General features: G+C 46.0%; 18 protein-coding genes. 8 read left to right on the plus strand and 10 right to left on the minus strand.

What is annotated here, in order from left to right:
- Positions 1-14: 14 nt before the first annotated feature.
- Positions 15-572, minus strand: a complete 558-nt coding sequence (locus tag OH663_RS24155; protein ID WP_040115241.1) for a recombinase family protein — start codon at positions 570-572, stop codon at positions 15-17.
- Between the two features lie 159 nt (positions 573-731).
- Here OH663_RS24155 and OH663_RS24160 point away from each other — a divergent pair, with 159 nt between their 5' ends.
- Positions 732-3,740, plus strand: coding sequence for a Tn3 family transposase (locus tag OH663_RS24160; RefSeq protein ID WP_040115239.1), 3,009 nt, complete (start codon positions 732-734; stop codon positions 3,738-3,740).
- A gap of 660 nt (positions 3,741-4,400) precedes the next feature.
- Here OH663_RS24160 and OH663_RS24165 read toward each other — a convergent pair.
- From OH663_RS24165 to OH663_RS24175, 3 genes are all read right to left on the minus strand, one after another.
- On the minus strand, positions 4,401-4,805 hold the full coding sequence (locus OH663_RS24165; protein WP_040115235.1) for an H-NS family histone-like protein: 405 nt from the start codon (positions 4,803-4,805) through the stop codon (positions 4,401-4,403).
- A gap of 111 nt (positions 4,806-4,916) precedes the next feature.
- Positions 4,917-5,369 (minus strand): hypothetical protein, encoded by a 453-nt coding sequence (locus OH663_RS24170; protein WP_040115233.1) that lies wholly within the window; start codon positions 5,367-5,369, stop codon positions 4,917-4,919.
- Positions 5,370-5,406: 37 nt separating this feature from the next.
- On the minus strand, positions 5,407-6,072 hold the full coding sequence (locus OH663_RS24175; RefSeq protein WP_040113341.1) for a DUF6884 domain-containing protein: 666 nt from the start codon (positions 6,070-6,072) through the stop codon (positions 5,407-5,409).
- 500 nt (positions 6,073-6,572) lie between these two features.
- Here OH663_RS24175 and OH663_RS24180 point away from each other — a divergent pair, with 500 nt between their 5' ends.
- Complete coding sequence (locus tag OH663_RS24180; protein WP_015062955.1) at positions 6,573-7,385, plus strand: DUF4942 domain-containing protein; 813 nt, start codon at positions 6,573-6,575, stop codon at positions 7,383-7,385.
- 2 nt (positions 7,386-7,387) lie between these two features.
- Complete coding sequence (locus OH663_RS24185; protein ID WP_032610436.1) at positions 7,388-8,608, plus strand: coiled-coil domain-containing protein; 1,221 nt, start codon at positions 7,388-7,390, stop codon at positions 8,606-8,608.
- A gap of 54 nt (positions 8,609-8,662) precedes the next feature.
- On the opposite strand, the gene OH663_RS24190 is transcribed toward OH663_RS24185, so the two are convergent.
- From OH663_RS24190 to OH663_RS24205, 4 genes are all read right to left on the minus strand, one after another.
- The gene (locus tag OH663_RS24190; protein ID WP_024191726.1) at positions 8,663-8,866 is read right to left on the minus strand and encodes a hypothetical protein; all 204 of its coding nucleotides are present in this window, start codon (positions 8,864-8,866) and stop codon (positions 8,663-8,665) included.
- A gap of 13 nt (positions 8,867-8,879) precedes the next feature.
- Positions 8,880-10,199, minus strand: coding sequence for a DUF1173 family protein (locus OH663_RS24195; protein ID WP_032610439.1), 1,320 nt, complete (start codon positions 10,197-10,199; stop codon positions 8,880-8,882).
- 23 nt (positions 10,200-10,222) lie between these two features.
- A complete protein-coding gene (locus OH663_RS24200) occupies positions 10,223-10,390 on the minus strand; it encodes a hypothetical protein (protein ID WP_016246550.1) in 168 nt (55 codons plus the stop codon).
- Between the two features lie 128 nt (positions 10,391-10,518).
- Positions 10,519-11,946, minus strand: a complete 1,428-nt coding sequence (locus tag OH663_RS24205; RefSeq protein WP_015062959.1) for a DNA cytosine methyltransferase — start codon at positions 11,944-11,946, stop codon at positions 10,519-10,521.
- A gap of 222 nt (positions 11,947-12,168) precedes the next feature.
- On the opposite strand from OH663_RS24205, the gene OH663_RS24210 reads away from it, so the two are divergent.
- The 4 genes from OH663_RS24210 (at position 12,169) to OH663_RS24225 (ending at position 14,557) form a co-directional block, all read left to right on the plus strand.
- Entirely contained in the window at positions 12,169-12,684 is a 516-nt protein-coding gene (locus tag OH663_RS24210; protein ID WP_015062960.1) for a thermonuclease family protein, read from the plus strand.
- 5 nt (positions 12,685-12,689) lie between these two features.
- A complete protein-coding gene (locus tag OH663_RS24215) occupies positions 12,690-13,628 on the plus strand; it encodes a hypothetical protein (RefSeq protein ID WP_015062961.1) in 939 nt (312 codons plus the stop codon).
- Between the two features lie 315 nt (positions 13,629-13,943).
- Positions 13,944-14,243, plus strand: a complete 300-nt coding sequence (locus OH663_RS24220) for a hypothetical protein (RefSeq protein ID WP_016246547.1) — start codon at positions 13,944-13,946, stop codon at positions 14,241-14,243.
- 20 nt (positions 14,244-14,263) lie between these two features.
- Positions 14,264-14,557, plus strand: coding sequence for a hypothetical protein (locus tag OH663_RS24225; RefSeq protein ID WP_016246546.1), 294 nt, complete (start codon positions 14,264-14,266; stop codon positions 14,555-14,557).
- Positions 14,558-14,946: 389 nt separating this feature from the next.
- Here the strand turns inward: OH663_RS24225 and OH663_RS24230 are convergent, their stop codons facing one another.
- Entirely contained in the window at positions 14,947-15,180 is a 234-nt protein-coding gene (locus tag OH663_RS24230; RefSeq protein ID WP_263525898.1) for a hypothetical protein, read from the minus strand.
- Between the two features lie 338 nt (positions 15,181-15,518).
- Here OH663_RS24230 and OH663_RS24235 point away from each other — a divergent pair, with 338 nt between their 5' ends.
- Positions 15,519-16,616: a hypothetical protein gene (locus OH663_RS24235; RefSeq protein ID WP_040115229.1), complete on the plus strand. Its 1,098-nt coding sequence runs from the start codon at positions 15,519-15,521 to the stop codon at positions 16,614-16,616.
- 131 nt (positions 16,617-16,747) lie between these two features.
- On the opposite strand, the gene OH663_RS24240 is transcribed toward OH663_RS24235, so the two are convergent.
- Positions 16,748-17,124: IS5/IS1182 family transposase (locus OH663_RS24240; protein ID WP_044819649.1), on the minus strand; the 377-nt coding region annotated here is incomplete at its 5' end.

Raw genomic sequence — 17,124 nt, forward strand, 5'->3', positions numbered from 1 at the left:
TTTATGTCCATTAGTTATGCAAGGCAAGTGTGTTTTTTTAGTCTAAAATAAGTCGCCCGGGAAATTCCGGTTCTTTCCATGACAAAGCTTACAGACTGGTTCTGATGGATTAATTCCCGTGCAATTTCAGATTTTTTATGTGGTTTACGACCAAATTTAACGCCCGCAGCCATAGCTGCAATTCTGCCATCGTTGGTACGTTCCAGAATACGTTCACGTTCCGCTTCTGCTACAGCGGCCAAAATTTGGATCACCATTTTTCCCATAGTGCCTTCCGTACTTAGCCCATTCTCCAGAAAACGAATGGCAATCCCCTTTTTATAACACGCATCCACAATGTGGATCATGTCTGCGGTATTGCGACCAAGCCGGTCCATCTTTGTACAAATGATGATGTCGTCTTTTTCCGCACGGGCAAGCAGCCGTTGTAAGCCTTCACGTTCGTCCGTAGCTCCTGACATTATATCAGTAAAAATTCTGTCATCTCTGACACCGACAGATTTCAGCTCCGTGATCTGCACAGTTAGCTTCTGATGGCTGGTTGATACTCTTGCATATCCCAGTAATGCCATATTAGTCTCACAAATCGATATTGATACTGAGTAGTATCATAAGGCATAAATCATGATTTTTGATACTCACGTTTAATATCATTTTCAGTAGTCTCACAAATTATAATATCTGAGACTGTCAAAAATAGAGCAGATCGCCAGTTTACGAAAGGATACGCAATGAGTGATGACTTTCTGACCAGAGAACAGACAGAAAACTACGGTCGCTATGTGGCAGAGCCAAATGAGGTTCAACTGGCCCGATATTTTCATCTGGATGAGCGTGACCTTGCTTTTATTAATCAGCGACGGGGAAAACATAACCGTCTGGGGATTGCACTTCAACTGACTACGGCGCGCTTCCTGGGAACATTTCTTCCTGATCCCCTTCAAATTCCTTCATTCATCCGTTTTTACATTGCGGCACAGTTGAACATCAGCCGACCAGAGATCCTTTCCCGATATGCTGAAAGAGAAAATACCCGCTGGGAGCATCAGGGGCTTATCAAGCTCTATTATGATTATCATGATTTTGGTGATTTCCCCTGGACATTCAGACTGAAGCGTTTGCTCTATACTCGCGCCTGGCTCAGCAATGAGCGCCCAGGTCTGCTGTTTGATTTTGCTACTGCATGGTTGCTGCAAAATAAGATCCTGTTACCCGCAGCCTCGACTCTGACAAGGTTGATTGGCGAAGTACGTGAACGGGCAAGTCGACGATTGTGGCGAAGGCTGGCTTTGTTGCCTGACAGCTGGCAGAAAGCGCAACTGGACGGTTTACTTGAAATACCTGAAGGGCAGCGTATATCGGTGCTGGAGGAGATACGAAAAGGTCCTGTCACTATCAGTGGACCGTCATTTACAGACGCCCTGGAGCGATATACCCGACTGCGTAGCATGGAGTTTTCCCGGCTGAATTTTTCCGGTCTGCCTGCCATCCAGCTGCGAAATTTGGCCCGTTATGCCGGAATGGCTTCGGTGAAATATATTTCAAGAATGCCTGAGGAACGGCGACTGGCCGTGCTTACTGCGTTTGTGAAAGCGCAGGAAATTTCGGCGCTTGACGAGGCCGTGGATGTGCTGGATATGCTTATTCTGGATATCACTCGTTCTGCGAAAAGTATTGGGCAGAAAAAGCGGCTCAGGACCCTGAAAGATCTTGATCGTGCCGCGCTATTACTGGCACGGGCATGCTCGTTATTACTTGATGAGAACACCGATGAAGCAGCTCTGCGGCAGGCTATTTTTCGCCGCATACCAAAGGACAAACTGGCTGAATCCGTCGGTAAGGTAAATGAGCTGGCACGCCCGCAGGATACTCACTTTCAGGATGAAATGGTGGAACAATATGGACGGGTGAAGCGCTTTCTTTCCGCGATGTTGCGTGACTTACACTTTCAGGCTGCCCCGGCCGGGGAGCACACATTGTCAGCAATCCATTATCTGGCCGAACTGAGTGGCTCAAAAAAGCGAATTCTCGACGATGCACCAGAGCAAATCATTTCCGGCCCCTGGAAACGTCTGGTCTACGACAGAGATGGCAGGATTCTACGAGCGGGTTACTCGTTGTGCCTTCTTGAGCGCCTTCAGGATTCTTTGCGCCGTCGTGATCTCTGGCTGGAGAACAGTGACCGGTGGGGGGACCCGCGTCAAAAATTGCTTCAGGGAGCTGAATGGCAGGCACAACGGATCCCGGTATGTCGGGCGCTGGGTCATCCATCAGACGGAACTAAAGCAGCAGAACAACTGGCTACGCGGCTTGATGACACATGGAAATCAGTGGCTTCACGTTTTGCCTGCAACGCAGCGGTCAGCATAAGCAATGAAGGTAAGCATCCCTCACTGACGATCAGCAGTCTGGATAAACTGGATGAGCCACCGGCACTGATACAATTGAATCGTCGGGTAAGAGAACTGATCCCACCCGTTGATCTGACTGAGCTGTTGCTTGAAATAGATGCCCGAACCGGTTTTACCCGCGAATTCAGCCACGTCAGTGAATCAGGTGCACGGGCGCAGGATCTCCAAGTCAGTCTCTGCGCAACATTGCTGGCGGAAGCCTGCAATATAGGGCATGAACCTCTGATAAAGCATATTATTCCCGCGCTTACTCGTCATCGTCTGAGCTGGGTTAAACAAAATTATCTCAGGGCAGAAACGCTGGTTAGCGCTAATGCACGGCTGGTTGATTTTCAGTCCACGCTGCCGCTCGCAGGGTACTGGGGAGGTGGGGAGGTTGCCTCCGCAGATGGTATGCGTTTTGTCACACCGGTTAAAACGGTTAATTCCGGACCAAATCGTAAATACTTTGGTTCAGGACGCGGTATCACCTGGTACAACTTCGTCTCAGATCAGTACTCCGGTTTCCATGGCATTGTAGTTCCCGGTACGCTTCGTGATTCCATCTTTGTACTGGAAGGGCTTCTGGAGCAGCAGACCGGGCTGAATCCGGTAGAAATTATGACGGACACGGCAGGATCCAGCGATATCATTTTTGGCCTGTTCTGGCTACTGGGCTACCAGTTTTCCCCTCGTCTGGCCGATGCAGGTGGGGCGATATTCTGGCGGGCAGATAAAATGGCCCATTATGGTGCCCTGAATGAGCTGGCTCGGGGATGTGTTGAACTTTCAAAAATAGAATCCCAATGGGATGAAATGATGCGAATGGCGGGTTCACTGAAGCTTGGGACCATCCATGCATCAGAGCTTATTCGTTCACTGTTGAGAAGTAGCCGACCATCTGGTCTGGCTCAGGCGATTATGGAAGTGGGCCGGGTCAACAAGACTTTGTATCTTCTCAACTATATCGATGATGAGGATTACCGGCGTCGGATACTCACTCAGCTCAACCGGGGAGAAGGACGCCATGCAGTGGCTCGAGCCATTTGCTACGGACAACGTGGTGAGATTAGAAAACGCTACCGTGAAGGTCAGGAAGATCAACTGGGTGCTCTGGGCCTGGTGACCAATGCGGTTGTGCTGTGGAATACACTTTACATGCAGGAGGCGTTGTCACATCTTCGCAAATCGGGGGAAACTCCTGAGGAGGAGCACCTGGCAAGATTGTCGCCGCTGATACATGGCCATATAAATATGCTGGGGCATTATACGTTTTCGTTACCAGAAGATATTCTGAATGGCGAGTTAAGACCATTAAATTTCAATACAAACAATGAATTAAACCCTTAGCGTGGTTTTTTACATCATTGGACCCCGAACCCCTAATAGGCATTTCACGGCTGAGAGCTTGTTGGTAGCGATAGAAGAATGCTTCTTTGCCGCACTTGTGAAGATAGGTTTCAAGGGCACAGCATTCTTCCGAATGGCGAAAGTGCTTAGCGTTGAACTCGCCCATTACCGGGGTCAGGGGGCTCTTACAACCTGGGCAGGTGTAAGTATGTGAGCGCAGGGCAGCGCCAATGTGCGTGAGGGTGCCCTCGCCGTCTAGCGCGTAAGCGTATTGTATTGAGCTGGATTGAGTTGTCATGACTGCGTAGCCTCCCAAAAAAATCCAGCTAAGAACAGACCTTACGGCAGGCAAATGGTAAGTAGTGCTTCTTGAAGCAGTCGAGTGTACAGCGGCTCAGTGAAAAAGCTAATCGCCCGCTCAACAACCTAGTGATACTGGTGCAGATTCGACAATGAGTTAATGCCCGGAGAGCATCTGCAAGACTTCTAGCTGGAAGGCATTCCAACCAGCCCTCGCTTCTGAAAAGCCGTCAGGAAACGGTAAAATCCAACCAAGTGAGCAACTTCACTTGCTCAAAGATCTAAGGCTAGAATGATGGAATTCCAACCTTAGTTTGCAAATAGCCCTTTTAAAGTGACCTGTTTGTGATGTTCTTTTACTTAGATGAGGAAATCATCCAGTGACTTACCGGCCGCGAGCTGCTCAGCCAGCGCTTTAGGGGTGCGCCCTTGGCCAGTCCAGGTTTTCGTTTCACCATTTTCATCGGTAAACGAATATTTCGCCGGACGCGGATCGCGAGCTTTTTTTGGTGCGCTGGATTTAGCAGAGAAAGAGCTCAGAAGTTCTTCAGGATCGATTCCGTCTTCAAGCATTAATTTACGCAGGGAATCGAGTTTTTCCTGACGTGCTTCCTGCTCAGCTTTTTTGGAAGATTCTTCCTGACGGCGTTCGTCTACGACAACGCTTAATTTTTCCAGCAGTTCTTCAAGAACCTCTAATGGCAGTTCACGGCCCTGCGCACGAAGAGTACGAATGTTGTTTAATGCTTTTAGTGCTTCGGACATATGGCCTCACTTAGAGATTTTGAAATTAAAAGGATACGGAATGATAGTACACTGTTTTAATATTTTACGCCAGTTTATGAAGTAAGAGATACAAAACGAGGCGGAAGAGAGTTAATGACTAGTATCAGGTTTGATCGCTGAAGCATATTTATAGTGGATATCCATAGCATGTCTAAATGCCGAAGACTCATTTACTAATCTTTTTTTATCAGAAGTTTCATTCTGTACAGATTTCACACGGCAATTCAGTTCGCCATTTTCATCAATAAACAGACTTTCCAAAAAATCAACAATAAACTGATGTGAGTCTTCATTAAGGCTATTTACAACCTTACCAGTCTCATCAAATCGTGAGTCCCAAACAGGTTCTACATTGTAGGCATCTATAAATTCTTGAGATGCTGTGACACACTGTCCGCCCTGATACTGCTGACTGGAGACATTAACAACGCGATTTACGTTGCCAAATGCTTTCTCTCTGGCCTGTACCTCAGTAGCGCCAACTCCGCATAGCTGGATAGTAATACTGTCATTTGTCGAATTAACATGGATAATCGCTTTCAATTCTAAAACCCTCTGTTTTATCTATTTCAGCCATAGACTAAATGCGTTGACTACTAATGATATATTGCGCGAGTTTGATGTTGAGACATACCATGTTGCTTGAAAGTTCCGGCATCATGCGGGATTCACTACGAATTAAATAGGGTTCCAGCCCCCCAGAATATGCCCCAGATGTTACAACGGTCAACTGGGCAATGGGATTATTTAGTTTACCTACTCCTGCCAGGATATCGTCCTCAACCGCAGCGATATAAACTGGGGAGGCAGCGATCACGTAATCATCAGTAGGCCTGGCTTCCATTAACGTCCCTATGGAATTCTCCGATCTTTCCTTCCCGAATGTATTTGTTAATTCCCGCCACCAATGGCGGTGACTGAACGGTAAATTATGAAAGGTGGCTTCATATACGTCGACGAGGTCCCGACTATTCAAAAAACCCAACCCGGCAGAGATCACCCACAACTCCAGGTTTTCCGTCGTCCGTAAAATCTCTTTTGCCGTTGACCAGTGATTCCCAGTATAGAGCGATAGGGCGGGTACCGGTGATGCACTTTGCGACCGTCTTATGGTCGCTGCCCAACTGGCCATAGCCTCTTCAGGTGTCTCTCCGGCCCGGATGCTCAGTTCCGCACGGGAGCCGCACTGGAAGTGCTTACCTTTGGTACAGGACGTTATTAGGTGTGTAATTCGCGACGCCGTCATTTTGTTGCCCTTAGCCCAATGTGTGCAATCACTGTCTATCAGTCGTAACAGCCCCTCATCCGTGATAACGACCAAAGAGGAGGCCCGAACAACTATCCCATTATACATTTAGTCATGCCTTTACTAATAACTAGTTACCATAAAAAAACCTCGCGAGGTGACGGTGTCACGCTTATTGGCCTTTTTTAGCTCACTTTATGTACTATGGGATTTAATTATCGGTAAATCCCATCGTTCAAATAGCACCCCCCATAGTGTAATTGCGGCTAAAACCCTTATTAATCAGTCATATAACGCAATGGTTGTGCATTCAGGGGATGCGATCGCCACTTAACGGGTTGCGGGTTGTTGGTCACCCGACATCTGTGTGCTAATCTTTTTCATCATTAGTCACTAGTAAAGGCTTCACTATATATGACGCTACGAGTATTTTTTTAACGAGAGAGGTGGATAGGCCAGTGAAAATCTCTCAGCCAAAACAGTGGGAAAAGGATCGTGAAATGAGCATGAATTCGCAGCCGGAACTGAAGTTGAGTACCCGTACCGAACAACTCGCCAGTAGTCGTGATGCCGCTATGCAAAAATTTCTGGACGGCATGACGCTGATTGCCGAAGCCTCAGCAATTTGCGGGTTTTCACTGTTTAACAGCAAAATTATGGCCCCTAATGCTTTTGGCCTTCCTGCGTCCCTGGCCGCAAGCATCGAGGAAGGGCGACAGCAAATAGACCGTAAGACATGGAACAATCTTTTTGAAGAAACGGGTATTGACCGATTCTGGAATCACAACCAGCGGGCAGAGTTCCGTGAGTCTCTCCGGAACGCTCCGCCAATTGCGTCGTTAACCGTAATCCGCAGTACATTGCGCCAGGCAGTTGCCATGCGCAGCATTACACTTGCTGAAGGGTTTGTTGATCTGCTATGCCAGCTTGATCGCCGGTATAAAACTAATGCCCAGCAATTTGTGATGCCAAAAAAACTGGTACTACGCGGCATTTTTCCCGACTCGAACATGATGAGATATAATGGCTTTTCTCAGGATAATCTCTTCTATTTAAACGACTTTGAGAATATCGTTTGCATCTGCTCCAATGCAGCAACACCGCCTGTCGGCAGTGGAATGAACATGTACGATCGGCTTGCTGTCTTACGGAAAACCGATTTTACGGGTGACATTACCGACCCGAAGGGCTGGAAGTGCCGATTGTTCGAAAATGGTAACGTCCATATCTCAGTTGAGTGTGAAAGCCTGCATAACGCACTGAATGACCTGATTAGCATTTATTTTGCCAACCAGATCCCGGCCAAAGGATAAGAATGATGACTGACAATGTAAATTTGATGAACGGGGATGAACAGACAGCGTCCAGTTTAAGTGAAGATACTCCAAAAACGCCCCCTCTAAGCCCCGAGTTACTGAAGAATTCCCCTTACTCGTCAATAGCTAAGGTTAAATATTTCACCGAGATTGAACAAATCTGCCTCGATAAGAGCATCAGCACCGAAAACCTCGACCAGTTTTTCAAAGCCCACTGGCTGCGGGATAAAATGGGGGGATCTTTTGCCCGGGCTCAGGAGATGCTGGCGGCCTACAAGCAATACGTGGACGAGGTGCCCGAAGAAGCACGCGCGATTGAAATCCCTGACCAGATTAAAGATGCATTCAGTGATTTTACTGCGTTTATCACCTGGTACTTCCGCTTAAGCTATACGGCTATCCAGAGTGATAGCGTGAAAATTGCGAAGGCAGAAATTACTCAGTTACGGCACCGGAATGCTGAAATTCTGGAAGAACTGTCACAGTCGAAAGAACAGGCTACAGTCCTGAATAACGAAAAAGTTAACCTGATTAACCTGCTGGAGCAGCAGCGTGAACTCTCCAGTAAATTAGAAGATTCACTTCAGGAAGCAGAAGAAACTCTGGCAGGAACTCAAAGTGAATTACAGCATGCCCAAAACGAGATCCAGCTTTTACAGCAGACAGTAGGGACACTGAACCAGCAACTGAGTGAGCGCAAACAGGAACTGGCCTCGCAGCAGGAGTATCAGAAGCAGCTTAATGATGAAAATAAAGCGCAGCAGGTAGAGCTGACCGCCCTCAACAGCCAGAATGAAAACTTACAACGGACCGTGTCTGATTTAAAGTCCAGTGTCAGTCAGCTTGAACAGGACCTTTCTTCATCACAATCCCATGCCTCTGAATTGAGCTCATCTTTAGCCGAAAAGGACACGGCCCTGACGCTCGTCCGGTCGGAGCTCTCAACAGCTAAAGGGACGAATGAACAACTACGAGCTGAAGCACAACGCTTAGCTGATGAGAACCTGGTGTCCAAAAAGGTCCAAACAGATCTGACAGAAGAGCTTCAGCAGCTCAGGAATCAGATGATGTCCATGGAAGCGACACTCAATGCGGAAAAGACCATTGCAGAGTCTTTACGAGGAACAATCAAGCAGCTTACCGAAGCTATGACCGGCGTAGTTGCTATCAAACCTAAATCCCCAGGGGCATCAAAACCGCGAAACAAAAAGACGACATAACTGCTCCCGCCAGGAATTTGCTATAAACTTAAATTCCTGGCGCCCGTAGGCTCTTTATCCCGTCCGGAGGAGTTTACGTCCTTCCGATAGCATTTGGCTGATTTTCCCCGAGTCACTGATCTCAAGAGCATCAACCAGGCTAGTGATCCCGCCAACAGCTTGCTGCTGCGAAATAGCTCCCAGCTTATAGTCATCGAGTACTGCCGCCAAAAACGCTTTCAGTTTAACCTGTTCACTCATCGAAAGTATGTACGCCATTTTTAACCCCATTTTAAGGTTGTGATTCGGGTGAATTGTATTTTTTAGCTTCAGGGAAATGAGGGAGATCCTGGGATTCCGTCTTCTCCGTAGCATCCCAGTGCCACCATCCATAGGCCCCATATTCCTGGTTGTAATACGCCTTCTTAAGTTCCTTTCGCGCAAGATAGGCTGGTGTCGACATTCCGAAAACCTCCATCGGGAACGGCTTATCACTCCGGGTATCAAGTAAATAAAAATCGGGGAATACATCGCTCGCACTTGCGTCATACCGCATAGGCTTAACATAGTGCCGGTGTTCGGCATCCAGTTTACGGGATACAATCGCTTCGTATGAGGAGTCCAGAGGTATCCAGTTATCACTCACCAGCATAAGCACTATCTGATGAGCTCGTGCAGAGAGACCTCTAGTGGTCACAGATACGGGAGAGGTAAGTGCAAAAACAACAACTTTGCCACCATTTTTCCAGGCTGCATATTCCAGTGGGAATCGCCGCTTCACGCTATCCCAGTGCCCGTCTGAGTTAAAGAAGGTAAGGGGCATACCGCCGAAGTTACGCATAGGAAGAAACTTCAGTGGCTTCTCATGCTTTTCTGCGTCATAGCGCGGCAGTACTGATAGCAGCAGCAGTCGCTTGTCGCTCAGTTCTGCGGACGACAACAGCTTAACCTGCTCACTGGCCACTTTGCTTTTAGAGTCCGCCACCCCGATAAAGAGATGGTCGCCAATACACGCTCTACCTGATTTGACCTGCTTTGCGGCGTCCAACATCCGGTAGCGAACCAGCGAATCATTTCGCTTCCCGGCCATATTCGGATACCAGACATTAAGACCGGCTTCAGTCCACAACAGACTCAGAAGTCCGGACAGGGTCATTGAAGCCTGTCCACCTTCAGGTCGCTGGATTTGGGGCGGGGTAGGAACCTCTGACTTTTCCGGCGGATCTTTCTCCGTCATGCCTATTCCGAGGCGTATTGACATGGTCCCCTCATTGTTGATGCGTACAACATTGCTGGCATAACCCTTTAACCCCGTATGCCTGGCATCAAGGTCGAAAAACACGCACGATGGATCATGCTCAGTGCCGGTATTTGCAGCCTTAATCAATATGAAGGTATCACTGTTTGGTAGCGACCGGACGTACAGACGCTTTGCGCCTTTGCCCCGGCATCCGCAGGTGATCACAGATTTCTGCCCGGACGTGTGGTGTGCTTTCTTTAGGGCCGACTGCCATCCCTTTACATACTCGTTCTGCGTCTGAAATTCAGCCGAGTATCGTTTCGTGTTTGGTTCGTCATCGTAAGCAATAAATACTGCAAACTTCTGGCCCATGGGACCTCCTGAAATTTAAAAGACTAATAGCCCAGCCATCTCAATACATCCTGCGCGTTGTACTCTTCCTTCTCACCCAACTCGGAAAAAAACACGTTGATGTCGCTGGCCTCAACGCCATGTTTAGCAAGCTCTTGGAGAGCCCTTTGTTTTGTAATAGTAAGATCTTCAGCTGAATCAAAATACGTCATCAGTACCTCCTGATGAAGGCGATAACTGAAGCAGGCTTACTCTTCCTGCCCAGGTTTTATCTGCGTGAATGTTAATATTTTGTGAATTAAACCATTACGTTACCCTGTTAAATCACACAGAAGAATGACTATGATGCCGCTTCAAACTCTCCCTTGAGCCGAGCCGAAACGGCAGTCTCAATACGGCTCCGAAGCAAACTGGCCACGGCCGCAAATACGTCGACGATGACCGAATTCCCGAACTGGCGATAGGCCTGCGTATCAGAGACTGGAATGCGAAAAGTAACTTTTCCCGGTTGCTCGAACCCCATAAGGCGGGCACATTCTCGCGGGGTTAAACGGCGTGGGCGCCTTGCCAAATTGACAGGATCATTAAAGTGCTTTTCGCCTATGCTAAAATCCCATCCCCGGTCTAATAAAATTTCAGATCCATCCCGATAATAGCGTGCGCTGAGTGTTCTGCAAACCACTGTTTCTATTGATGAATCTACCAAACCATAGCCAAATCCATTGCCTTTTGCCTGGTGCTTTTTAGCGTAGTTATAAAGGTATTCCCAGAGCTTTGGAGAAAGGATGTAACGGCTATCGACCTCAGCGTCCAGCAGCTCCCTAAGGGTTGGCCGTCGTGAAGGATAAAGAGCGGATACACCACTTAGCGAAAAGCCATCATTGAGTTTCAGATCACGGCGGAAACCGACCAGCACGATACGTTCCCGGTGCTGAGGTCTGAAGTTCTTACCGTCAATTATTTTGGGGTCCTTTGCTCCGTGAGCATCGGAGTCGGCAACATCGTAGCCGAGCTCATCAAGCGCATTCATGATGATGCGGAACGTATTGCCTTTATCGTGACTCTTCAGATTTTTTACGTTCTCCAGAACGAAAATGGCAGGCTGTTTGGCTCGGATGATCCGGGCAACATCAAAAAAAAGGGTCCCCTGGGTGTCGCATTCAAAGCCGTGCTTTCGGCCAAGGGAGTTCTTTTTGCTGACACCGGCAATACTGAACGGCTGGCATGGGAAACCTGCGAGCAAAACATCATGGTCTGGGATGGATGCATCGATAGAAGCATAGGCCTGGTCATCCGAAACATCGGGAAGATTACTGAGTGTAATGTCCCGGATATCTGAGTTGAAATGGTGCTCAGTCTCGTCACAGTACCAGTTTGCACTGTAAGTCCGTCGGGAGAACTGATTCCACTCACTGGTGAACACACATTTCCCGCCGATGGCGTCAAAACCACTCCGGAGGCCACCGATCCCAGCAAACAAGTCAATAAATCGGAAAAACTTCTGGTCATAGTCCGCTGGCCGAGAGGGGAGCAACGTTCGAAGATAACGATATCCTTCCTGGGTGATTTGGCATTCATTAACTGCACCTTTAATCTGGCGAATAAGCGTTCCCCTCGACCATTCGCTGCCGGTTGCAGCATTAAGTTGCTCAGCCAAATCCTTCACGTCGTAGATGCTTGCAACCTGCACCAGTAATTTATGGATAGAGGAAGGTGTCTCATCATTAAGCAATGCTGTTATTGCAGGCTCAGTTCTATCGTTGTACATCCTTACTCCGTGAAATGTGATTAATTTAGGTTCTCAGACTACCACGCGGTGAAAATTCAATTTTTTGTTAAAGGCCTTTATTTTCATCTCCTGTATTAAAATTTTTATCCACTCAAATTGCCTCCGTTAACAGAAAATCGCCGAGTTTCTAATTGGTACAATAAGCGCGTCAAATCACACGACTTATTTGTTACTACGAACCATCTAATTCAGGGAGAACGTATGACTCTTTTGAAAAAGTTACTTTTGCCGACATTAATCGTCCTTTTCCCGGTGGCAACTCTTGCTACCCAATCATCATTTGAAGCGAAAGTGGTAAAAATTATCGACGGGGACACAATCACCGCGCTCGATGGTCAGAATACAAACATCAAAATCCGCTTGTACGGTATTGATGCCCCCGAAAGTAAGCAGGCCTTTGGACAAAAGGCTAAACAAGCGTTGAGCTCCGCGATTGCTGCACAGAATATTACGGTAATAGACCACGGACCTGATATTTACGGCAGGATGCTGGGAACCATTTGGCTTGATGGTTATGACATAAACGCCTCAATGGTAGACAGTGGCTATGCATGGGTATACCGGTTTGACGGTAATGCCATCGTCCCAAACTATCTGAAATTCGAAGCTTCAGCGCAGAAAGCAGTTAAAGGCCTCTGGGTAGATCCGAATCCCGTTGCCCCCTGGGAGTGGCGCCAGCAAAACCAGAAACCTCAAAAGACGAAAAGCAGGGGGTGACCGCGATGACAAGACAACATCCTTTATTGAAAATTGCGCTTAATAACGATGGACATCTTTCGTGGCCAATTTTACCCGGACAAACTCAGCGCTGCCCAACGTGTCTGCGAGACGTTATTCCGGGTCCGGATGGGGATTTAGTACATCAAGTGGAGGAGGGCGTTAACCCCTGCACGCCATCTGTAGATGTTGTCATTTCAAAGTCGATCATTGAACTCCTCAGCGCAGGTGAGCGCCTATATGTTAACCCAGTTAAGAACGCGAATAGAACACTGGCCCCATCGTTTATCTTTCTGCACAAAGACCAGCAACTTCGACCATTTATAAATACGGACTATCAACCAGCAGGGGCCACCTGGAGAAGTGATAAAGGGAACAGACTTGGTCTTTTCTATATGGATGAGCGAGCGTCTAAAATTAATAAGGACCAGTTCGATTTTATTGCTGTAATAGACCCATCTACTTTTCAAGCAGAATTTGAGACCTTATGGTCCATGGGCGAATTTGATAACCCCCTTACCGCGTTACAGCACTCACTGGTTTCAGAGAATATGTCATCTGTCTGGGTGAAATGGCCTGTTAAAAACCTGCAATCGAGGAAAGAATCGGTGAAGTCCGATTACTGGTATGACTATTATACACCTCACTACCCAGAGGAGCAGGCAGCTTGCACGGCAACCGTGATTGGAATAGACGGAAATGTATCCGGGGAAACTATTTACATGCTCCAGATCGCCCTAGACCGGTCGACAGTTGAGTACCAGCTTGTAAAATCGCTAGGGGTCATATTGCTACTGGATAATACGGGAAATTTGGTATCGGAGGCGCAGCCTCACTTTGATATAATCATCAAAGCTTGCATCTCGGGCGTCAGAGACTTTGTACGTCAAAATCCTCGAATGCGGAGTGTGGAGCATCAGATTACCAGTGCAATGCCTGGTTAGTTAAATCATGAAGGATTTCCAATGACATGCAGCCGGTTGAGTTCTGATTCGATTGACGGGTTCACCTTTTTCATTTCGCCTCACGGTCAGGGATGTAGACTGTCTGTCGAACCTGAATACCGCCGCAATGGAACACAAAATTTCGATGGCTGGTTCCCTCGATATTACACTAAGCCACAATACGCTAAAGCAGCATTGACACGGTTTCTTGGGGAACCTGTTAATTGGTTGGATTGTAATGACCATAATTAGGGCTTTCAGACAGTTAGCCAACAAAAAAATCTTTAACTCACCAACAATATTGAGAATTACCAAATGGAAAATCTGGATGTTGTATCAGCGGTAGATTTTTACTTAGAAAAAGCATTTTATTTATTTGGATTCATAATGTTAGGTATGGCATGGCTTACTTTCCGTGCTGGTTCAACTTATCAGCATTTTAAAAATGCTGATAAGTTAGTCAGTGAAGGTAGAGGATCTTTCTCAAGCGGTGAAGAACCTGAAATGATCCGGCGACTTAAGTTCCAAACATTGATCTGGTACATTGCTAATTGTGTGGTGTTAGCACTATCCACTATTGTTTTTGGGTATCTATTTTATCTACTTCACAGTTAATCAAACAAGGAGATATTTTTATGCACGAGAATCAGGCACATCAAATAATTGACGCACTAAGTAAAGATAAGTATATCTACATTGCCCTTATGATTTTAGTCATTCACCTCTTGATGAAGCAAGTGAATAAACATCACGATAAGCTTGTAACTTCAAGGCGTATTTATGATGACCATAAATCTGGCAAAGCACTCGATGAAACACCAGCCGAAACCTTGACCATGATGAAAAAAAGCTTTATTTCCATCGTAGTTAACTTATTTTCAATTATTAGCGTCACGGTACTGGCTGCATGTTTTTTCATCTATTTTTAGTTCAGTAATGGTACAGATAGTTCCGCTGGTACCTATGGCGGTCTATCTGTATGAGTTTAAAAAATTTTTCTAGTAACGAAGGACCTAAAATGATTAGGTAAGAACGGGGTAAGCCCGTCCTATGTCCTGGATGGTGATAATGCAGGTTGCCCACAGGAAAATCATCATGGAAATCCCAAATCCCGTGCCAGTGCGTAATCCAAGAAGTAAAACGTAACCCATTGATTTATAAGTGCGTATAACGTGGATTATGTTAACCCAAAAACGTTTAATTGTAATGGATAGTCGAATTGGGTATACTTTCGGGAAGTACTTCAATTCATAATATACCCATGACTGAACTCGTTGAAAGTAAGCTGTGCCGAAAATGCAAGACTCTGAAGAGCTTGTTAGACTTCGGAATTGACCGTAAAAGTAAGGATGGCCATAAGACTCGCTGCCGCCAGTGCGTAGCTGGCGAAAACCGGTTGTATAAATTGAATAACCGCAATGTAGTCAATGCAGCCAAGAACCGGTATCGTCAACGCCATACCGCCGAAATGGCCGACTATATGCGTTTGTATCGTGCCAGGGTCCGTGGAAGCCAGCTGGCTGACCGCCACCGTCAGCACCTGGAGTTTCACAAAGAAGTGAATATTCAGCTTCAATTTAGGCTCGGAGCCATCATGGCCTCTCAGTTACTTCAGAATGACAAAACTATAGAGATTGAAAAGTTACTTTTAAAGTACCTTAAATCGCCTGAATCTGCTTCCGGAAGAAAGGCTCTTAATGAAGCTAGGGGAATCGCTTTCAGAGCGAAAATATCATATGAGGCGTTCAATACTCTTTTGAATACATTGAACAGATCACGAATTTAGATGCCCCGTTAGTATAAATCGTGTTTCTAAAGGCTTTCGTATGTTTAAAAAAGGAAAAAGCTTAATAGCTTTTAGTGATTAAAATTACTATGCAGGCGAAATAAATGAGCAGATTTTATGATTTCAATGCGTTAGAGCTAATGGAAATGGCCCCCATATCTATCTTCAGTCGTAACAAAAATACTGAGATTTTCCTGGATGATCAATTATTAGAGCAGGAACGTCGCCATTGCCTGTCGGTTCATATTTTTTGCAGAAAGCTCGAAAGATTTGAAGAAGAATTTAACAGCAATAAAAGTTCCAGAAATCGCTTGGTTAAGTTCCTTGAATCACAAGAATGCGATTTTATCTATGATATAGCTAAAGAGTGGTCATCTTACAATTTCCAAAAAGTTCCTCAAAGCACAACTTATACGTACTTGAAAACACTTGTCGAACACATCAACGAACTCAAAAGTAAGTTTGGCATTATGAGTTATGCCACTTATCACAACAATTACATTCATAACTTAATTACGACAATCAATGAAAACCTCGTAAATATTAATTATGATTTATCCCTTATTACATCAACAAAGCGAAATTGGAATCTTTATCGAACTGAATTCGGACTAATTCTAGCGAACGGGATTAGGAAAGTATTACTTATTGATAAATTAGAACATTTGAAAAACAAAGATCTTAAGCCGGGACTTATTTTCTTCATTACAACGCCAGTGTCACAAGATGTCTTGCAGGATTTATTTTCACGTCACCAGCCTTACATTATGATTTATAGGAATGAAAAAGGCATTATAAAAACAGTTGAACCACTTCATCTGCTTACCGATGCTCTTTATGAAATCATTTCACTGGCTTCAAACATTAAAAATAAAGACTCAATGTTCTTTGAACCTAAAAATAAGTTAACCTCTATTATTGAAGAATTATTTGAGCTCCAGAACCTTTTTGAAGAATACATGCGCCAGAGTTTTATGCAGGTCAGATTAAGTGAAAGAAACACACAATATATATATAATAAAATCAGATCACTTAAACATCAAGCCAATCATCTTGAGTTTGGAAATACAGAAAAAATACGGACGCTCGCTTTTAAACTAGGTGTATTAGCTGATTCATTTAATAATTACGATGTTAAAAGCAAGACAATCGACCTTCTGCCTAATACTATTTTCACTGGCATTCAGGGAAGGTGCGAATAAGCGGGGAAATTCTTCTCGGCTGACTCAGTCATTTCATTTCTTCATGTTTGAGCCGATTTTTTCTCCCGTAAATGCCTTGAATCAGCCTATTTAGACCGTTTCTTCGCCATTTAAGGCGTTATCCCCAGTTTTTAGTGAGATCTCTCCCACTGACGTATCATTTGGTCCGCCCGAAACAGGTTGGCCAGCGTGAATAACATCGCCAGTTGGTTATCGTTTTTCAGCAACCCCTTGTATCTGGCTTTCACGAAGCCGAACTGTCGCTTGATGATGCGAAACGGGTGCTCCACCTTGGCCCGGATGCTGGCTTTCATGTATTCGATGTTGATGGCCGTTTTGTTCTTGCGTGGATGCTGTTTCAAGGTTCTTACCTTGCCGGGGCGCTCGGCGATCAGCCAGTCCACATCCACCTCGGCCAGCTCCTCGCGCTGTGGCGCTCCTTGGTAGCCGGCATCGGCTGAGACAAATTGCTCCTCTCCATGAAGCAGATTACCCAGCTGATTGAGGT

Origin of the sequence: Citrobacter sp. Marseille-Q5395 (assembly GCF_947057495.1) — a bacterium.
Lineage (GTDB): Bacteria > Pseudomonadota > Gammaproteobacteria > Enterobacterales > Enterobacteriaceae > Citrobacter > Citrobacter murliniae.

Coding starts and splice junctions, on each gene's coding strand:
- OH663_RS24200 (WP_016246550.1), bottom strand. CDS start 10,390: ATGACGTATTTTGATTCAGCTGAAGATCTTACTATTACAAAACAAAGG.
- OH663_RS24190 (WP_024191726.1), bottom strand. CDS start 8,866: ATGGCGTACATACTTTCGATGAGTGAACAGGTTAAACTGAAAGCGTTT.
- OH663_RS24205 (WP_015062959.1), bottom strand. CDS start 11,946: ATGTACAACGATAGAACTGAGCCTGCAATAACAGCATTGCTTAATGAT.
- OH663_RS24210 (WP_015062960.1), top strand. CDS start 12,169: ATGACTCTTTTGAAAAAGTTACTTTTGCCGACATTAATCGTCCTTTTC.
- OH663_RS24155 (WP_040115241.1), bottom strand. CDS start 572: ATGGCATTACTGGGATATGCAAGAGTATCAACCAGCCATCAGAAGCTA.
- OH663_RS24165 (WP_040115235.1), bottom strand. CDS start 4,805: ATGTCCGAAGCACTAAAAGCATTAAACAACATTCGTACTCTTCGTGCG.
- OH663_RS24235 (WP_040115229.1), top strand. CDS start 15,519: ATGAGCAGATTTTATGATTTCAATGCGTTAGAGCTAATGGAAATGGCC.
- OH663_RS24225 (WP_016246546.1), top strand. CDS start 14,264: ATGCACGAGAATCAGGCACATCAAATAATTGACGCACTAAGTAAAGAT.
- OH663_RS24180 (WP_015062955.1), top strand. CDS start 6,573: ATGAGCATGAATTCGCAGCCGGAACTGAAGTTGAGTACCCGTACCGAA.
- OH663_RS24215 (WP_015062961.1), top strand. CDS start 12,690: ATGACAAGACAACATCCTTTATTGAAAATTGCGCTTAATAACGATGGA.
- OH663_RS24195 (WP_032610439.1), bottom strand. CDS start 10,199: ATGGGCCAGAAGTTTGCAGTATTTATTGCTTACGATGACGAACCAAAC.
- OH663_RS24175 (WP_040113341.1), bottom strand. CDS start 6,072: ATGACGGCGTCGCGAATTACACACCTAATAACGTCCTGTACCAAAGGT.
- OH663_RS24160 (WP_040115239.1), top strand. CDS start 732: ATGAGTGATGACTTTCTGACCAGAGAACAGACAGAAAACTACGGTCGC.
- OH663_RS24185 (WP_032610436.1), top strand. CDS start 7,388: ATGATGACTGACAATGTAAATTTGATGAACGGGGATGAACAGACAGCG.
- OH663_RS24220 (WP_016246547.1), top strand. CDS start 13,944: ATGGAAAATCTGGATGTTGTATCAGCGGTAGATTTTTACTTAGAAAAA.